The organism is Azospirillum picis (assembly GCF_017876115.1).
Taxonomy (GTDB): domain Bacteria; phylum Pseudomonadota; class Alphaproteobacteria; order Azospirillales; family Azospirillaceae; genus Azospirillum; species Azospirillum picis.
The window spans coordinates 1-5289 of record NZ_JAGINO010000051.1 but is presented as its reverse complement, the minus strand read 5'-3'; the positions used below and the strand labels follow the sequence as shown (position 1 = coordinate 5289).

The following is a 5289-nucleotide window of genomic DNA, read 5'->3' as shown; positions in this document are numbered from 1 at the left end:
CGCAACGTGCAGCAAGCCGCGCAAGGCACCGAGCAGGTGACCGGCAATGTTGTGCAGGTGAGTGACGCCGCCACCCAAACCGGGACAGCGGCCGCGCAGGTTCTTGATGCCTCCACGGACCTGTCGAGGCAGGCGGAGACCTTGCGGCATGAGGTCGAAACGTTCCTTGCCAGCATCAGGGCCGCATAAAGAGGTGCGGTATTCGGTAGCAAACACACCCACGCTGGAGGCGCTAACCAAGCGGGCATGCAGGCGAAGCCCCAACGGTGACGGCGTTGATCTGGACTCGGGGGTGCCGTATAAGTATGAGAAAATGCAGCCTATCTAAGTGGTTGAAATGAAAACGCTATTGAAAACTCATGATAAGGATATACGGAAGGCGCTACATAAAAAGCGCCTATCGAAGCTCCGAGCTGACCCGAACGTTATCATTCTTGATGAGTTCGTTGCGGGAACATCGCGCATTGATGTCGCGGTCCTGAATGGTCATTTCGCTGGGTTTGAGATTAAAAGTGCCGCAGATACGCTTGACCGTCTTCCTGCTCAGATTGATAGCTTTTGCAAGGTGTTTGATGAACTAACGCTAGTAGTTTCGCATAACCACCTAGAGCGAGCTAGCGCGTTGCTTCCAAGCTGGTGGGGCCTGATTGTGGCGTCCATGGGTCCACGTAGGGGATTACACTTTGATATTATGTGGGAGCCAAAGCAGAACCCAAACCGCGACAAATCGGAAATCGCCAGATTGCTATGGCGTTCCGAGGCGCTGGAGTTGCTTGTCTCCCAAGGAAAAGATCGTGGAGTCAGGAGCAAGCCCATCTCCACGATATGCAACAGGATCGCGGAAGTCATGGACCTAGACGACATCCGCGATGCTGCACTTAGAATAATCAAATCGCGTCAAGATTGGCGATGCAGTTGACGACGAAGGCAATGTGCGCGTTTAAGCTATTAGTTACCCAGGTTGTCGGGCTACCTGTCGTCCCATGACCTTGCGCACATTCGTTTATGCAATTATCGCCATGACTAAATTCTGGACCTCTATAAACTCCATTCATTGAGACGATCTGTTTACAGATGTCGCGGTACTGTTCATAGCGTCGCGGGTGGGCAAATCGCCCGTACAGAGCGCCGCCACGAATTAGAAGCCACTCTTTATCGATAGTGTATATTATTTTTGCTGACAGCGTTATGTTTTCAGGGAGTTCGACTGTGTGAGAGAGAGGATTTGCAATCCCATAGTCTGCAAACGCAGGAATGCGAGACAATCCCTCAGACTGAGATACTAGACCTTTCCAGAAAAGCCAATCATTTCGTGGTATCCGGAAGACTCCTGGGCCTGGTTTAAGCTCACTTGGGAACGATCCGGCAGCTATAGTCAACGTCCTCCATCGTTTAATTTCGGGTAGTATGGTCAGCAGGCCAATGAACGCGAGAAAATCAGCTTCAGACTGAGCCTTGTTTCCCCAGTCAAATACTATATCAACATTTTCGCATTTCACTCCGAGCGAATTCAGTAAGCTCGGAAGGTCAATAGAGAGCGTTTCACGGTTCGCTTCTTCAATTCTTATTCTAACACAGACCCCATCGCATCCGGATGCCAGTAAATGTCTGACGTCAGATACAAAATTCGCTTCGCTATAAAGCCTAACAACTGGAATTGCCTTTATACTGTATTGATGCGCTGCTGTGAAAAACCAAGTGATTGGACTAATGCCATTTATGGACGCCGATTGGTCAATTAAAGAAAAATCTAAGAAAAGCGGACAAAGCCCTCGAATGGCAGAGTTCATTTCCGGGGGAATTGCAGATAGGCGGGCGGAGAACGCTGGGTCAACGCCACTTGCATTCGGGTTCCATTGAAACGGAGGAATTTCTACAAGTGGCGTGATGGATTGGAGTTGGTCATCTCGTAGGTTTTCCAGGGCGAACCGTTCACCGCGCTTCCACTTAATGATCGGGGTGTAATGTTTGTGGTCGAACATATTTGCCTCCATATAGACTTTTCGAGGCTAATGCGTTCATTTATAGAGTCAATATGACTCTGCAATATACGTCACAACAGCCCTTCATGATTACTATTGTATGTTCCGGTTGGTCGGTTTATCTGGCGGCGCGCTGCCAGTACCCGGACCAATCCACGGACGGCGGCAACGCGGCGGCACGGAAGCCAACGGTGCGGAACTGTTCGCCGTTGCTGGTCCGGCGCTGGTCTTCCCGCCACGCCATTTCGGCGGAATAGCGGTTCAGGTACTTGCCGCCGATCCGGTGATACTGGCCCCACTGCGCACGGCGCAGACGGGCGAAGTAGCTCTCCGCCTGATTGGTGCAGGCGTCATCCGCGCTGTAGGCTTCCTGGTGGTTGATGCGCTTCATGTTAATGCGGGCATGCAGGGAGTTCCAACCGGCGGCTTCGTCGGCATGGACGGTGGAGGCGCGATCAACGCGCGCCTTGATGAAGGCGACGCTTTCCTCTTCGGAACGGAAGACCTGAGTGACAGTCCGGCCGTCACGCTCACGGGCCACGACAACCACCTGACGCTTGCCCGTCTGGTTCTCGGCAAGGCGACGGTCCTTCCAGTCTTCCTTGCGGTTCTCGGGACGGACATGACCACCGACATAGCAGCCGTCAACTTCCACGTCGGCGCCGTCGCCACCCAGCACGACGCCACGCACTTCCGTCGCCATGGCTTCCCGGAGCTTGTGGGCCAGCACGTAAGCCGTCTTGTACTGCACGTCGAGATCGCGGCCGAGTTGGAGAGCGGAGATGCCCTTGACCGCGTTGACGAAGATGATGATGGAGATCAGGTAATTCCGGATCGGCAGCTTGCGCGAAGCAAACAGGGTGCCGGAAGTTTCCGAGAACTGGCGGCGCCACGCCTTGCACTTGAAGACGTTCCGGGTGGTGTACTCGTAGCACTTCGGGCAATCGCGTTAGGGGCAGACGGCGGTGCCCTTGGTGTTGGGCCAGCGGATTTGACGGAACAGCGCGCGGGCTTCCCCGTCCGTCATGCGCGCAACCTGTTTCAGGCTGACGGTGCGAGCGGTGGCGGACATGAGGAAGTACTGCGACATGGTGGCGTATTCGTGTGTTTCCCTACATATACGTTAGCTTTGTCGACCCTCCTTGTCAATAGAAAAGCTATCACATATGTTAGCTTCCATGCGCTAAAGAAAGGTGACGAGCATGGAAGCGAAGGACGACTGGTCGGGCCGCGCCAAGCGGTTCATGAAAGCCGAGTTGAAGCGGCATGACGTGACCTATGACGAACTGGCCCGCCGGTTGTCAGCCATGGGGATTGAGGAAACGGAAGGCTCCGTCACGGTGAAGATCAACCGGGGCGCCTTCCCGACATGGTTCTTCCTCGCCAGCATGAAGGCTATTGGGTGCCCGGCGGTGAGGATGGAGGATTTGTAAAGCCGCATTCACTTTGTGTGAACCACCTCAGCAACGTTTCATGAACATTCTGCATGCGGTCTGGGGCACTTGCAAACGTTTGCAAGGAAAAGGCCCGGTCGTTTCCGGGCCTTCGTTCTCATTCATGCTTCGACGGCTGGTGATCCGTCACTCTCGAGATCGACCAGATCAATCTGCCCTCCGCCTTCTGGAACTGGTTCGTATCCGGCGTCCGGACAAGGCACTTCGGCCAGCCAATAGCCCCCCGTTTTGACGCGCGCCACGCGATGGCGCATGCGCCACAACATCGTGCTTAGGACGGTATCTGGGTCCGATCCCTCAATCACGTATCCCCTTTCCCGAAGAGCCTTAAGCAGATCGGCTCGGAGCACTGGCTGGCCGCGTTCGGAGATGATCGCCCGAGCACCTTCGGCAACCTCTTCCTTGCGAGAGTTGTTGCGGGCACGCTTTGGCTTGTCAGGATCGACGGCACCAACCTCTTCTTGCGCAGGAGGAACCATCGGTAGCTGGACAAGCCCTGTCCTGGCAGGTTCCCGCGTCACGTCGATAGGCATCGGGACGCCAGCGAAGTCATGCCACTCCTGTATGAATTGGTTCACTCTACCCAACTCGCGTCGCCATTCATCAATCTGCTGCTGCGCTTGGTTGATGCGGCCCGCAAGCTCGTCCCGCCTCCCCATGGCATTTTCAAGAGCTTTATCGGACACGACGCGTTCTCCCTGAGTTCCTGTCCAAGAAGATACGCTGGAAACAAGATTCTCGCAACATCGCATTCAGCCTGCTTGTGTGAATGCCTGAATCTGTGTATGGTCTGGTTCGAGGTCGCCCACACGCAAAGCGACCCGCAGAAGGGCCAACTTCTGCGGGTCGTGTGCGGGTCCTGCCCCACTAGGTTCGCGTCCTCAGGGGCAGTGGAAGGCTGGATGTGCCTATCCGAGTCGCAGTGGCGAAGATAGCACATCCAGCCAACGGCTTCAAGGATGCCTCCGTTATAGGAGGCTGCCAATGGCTCAGCTACGCTGTTGCCACTGGGTGAACCCGTACGTTCGCATCCGCTTCATGCGGCTCGAACACGTGTGCGGGTACTGGCGCTGCTGCGGGTAACCGCTCTAGCGCCTAACCAGTCTCCGTTGGGCTGGCGTTAGCGGTTCGACGGCGACATCCATTCTTCTTCTCACTCTAGTAGCCGCCGTGGGTCTTGCGCCTGCGGCGGCTTTTTCCGTTTTCAGGTCTAGCCGTCCACCCTCCACGCCACGACCTTCCCATCTTCCACCCGCTCCACCAGATCGGCGGCTTGCCGGGTGACGGCGTTGTGAACCAGCTTCGTGACCAGCTTTCCGGTGCGTGCGTCGGTGGTGTCCAGCCCCCGGCGCTGCATCACCTCGACGGCGATGTCTCGCACGGTCATAGGGGCGGGTGCGATGCGGAGAACGTCCAGCACCATGCGGGCCAACTCCCCCGGCTTGAACCAGTCGTTCCGCTTCCTGACGGCCTTGGGTGCGATCTCTTCGGGCACCACGTCCGGGGCGCATAGGCGCAGCACGGCGTCGATGTGAACAAGGCCCGCCCGGTGCTGTGCGATGCGCTTCTCAAGGTCAGCGATGATACCGGATACTTCGGCGCGCTTGGCGGTCAAGCCGGAGATCAGGTAGGTGTCGCCCATGGCTTCCTCATTGAAGGGAATGGGCTGTAGTGTAGCCAAATCAATTGTTTGGCGGATACGGTGGCGTGGGTGTGTTTGCTACCGAATACCGCAGAAGACCTCCGACATCGTTTCGGCCACATCCCAAGCAACCATGACCTGGATGCTGGCCGTCGCCGTTCTCGGGCTGGTCGTGGTCTTCGCCTTGGCTGCCGCCTTGGCCCGAAAGACC

The 5289-nt window shown here is 56.2% G+C and carries 5 protein-coding genes and 2 pseudogenes; 3 read left to right on the top strand and 4 right to left on the bottom strand.

What is annotated here, in order from left to right; genetic code table 11:
* Positions 1-189 (top strand): annotated as a pseudogene (locus J2850_RS31455) (methyl-accepting chemotaxis protein); the annotation flags it as partial.
* A gap of 148 nt (positions 190-337) precedes the next feature.
* Positions 338-919 (top strand): sce7726 family protein, encoded by a 582-nt coding sequence (locus J2850_RS32410; protein WP_370878977.1) that lies wholly within the window; start codon positions 338-340, stop codon positions 917-919.
* On the opposite strand, the gene J2850_RS31445 is transcribed toward J2850_RS32410, so the two are convergent.
* Together J2850_RS31445 and J2850_RS31440 are read right to left on the bottom strand one after the other, a co-directional pair.
* Positions 888-1982: a beta family protein gene (locus J2850_RS31445; protein WP_209991372.1), complete on the bottom strand. Its 1095-nt coding sequence runs from the start codon at positions 1980-1982 to the stop codon at positions 888-890. The genes J2850_RS32410 and J2850_RS31445 overlap by 32 nt on opposite strands.
* Before the next feature lie 118 nt (positions 1983-2100).
* Positions 2101-3072: pseudogene (locus J2850_RS31440) on the bottom strand (IS1595 family transposase).
* A gap of 112 nt (positions 3073-3184) precedes the next feature.
* Between J2850_RS31440 and J2850_RS31435 the strand changes: the two are divergent.
* Positions 3185-3415, top strand: a complete 231-nt coding sequence (locus J2850_RS31435; RefSeq protein WP_209991370.1) for a DUF6471 domain-containing protein — start codon at positions 3185-3187, stop codon at positions 3413-3415.
* A 122-nt stretch (positions 3416-3537) separates the two neighbouring features.
* Here the strand turns inward: J2850_RS31435 and J2850_RS31430 are convergent, their stop codons facing one another.
* Together J2850_RS31430 and J2850_RS31425 are read right to left on the bottom strand one after the other, a co-directional pair.
* A complete protein-coding gene (locus tag J2850_RS31430) occupies positions 3538-4122 on the bottom strand; it encodes a hypothetical protein (protein ID WP_209991368.1) in 585 nt (194 codons plus the stop codon).
* Between the two features lie 524 nt (positions 4123-4646).
* Positions 4647-5078: a hypothetical protein gene (locus J2850_RS31425; RefSeq protein ID WP_209991366.1), complete on the bottom strand. Its 432-nt coding sequence runs from the start codon at positions 5076-5078 to the stop codon at positions 4647-4649.
* Positions 5079-5289 lie beyond the last annotated feature (211 nt).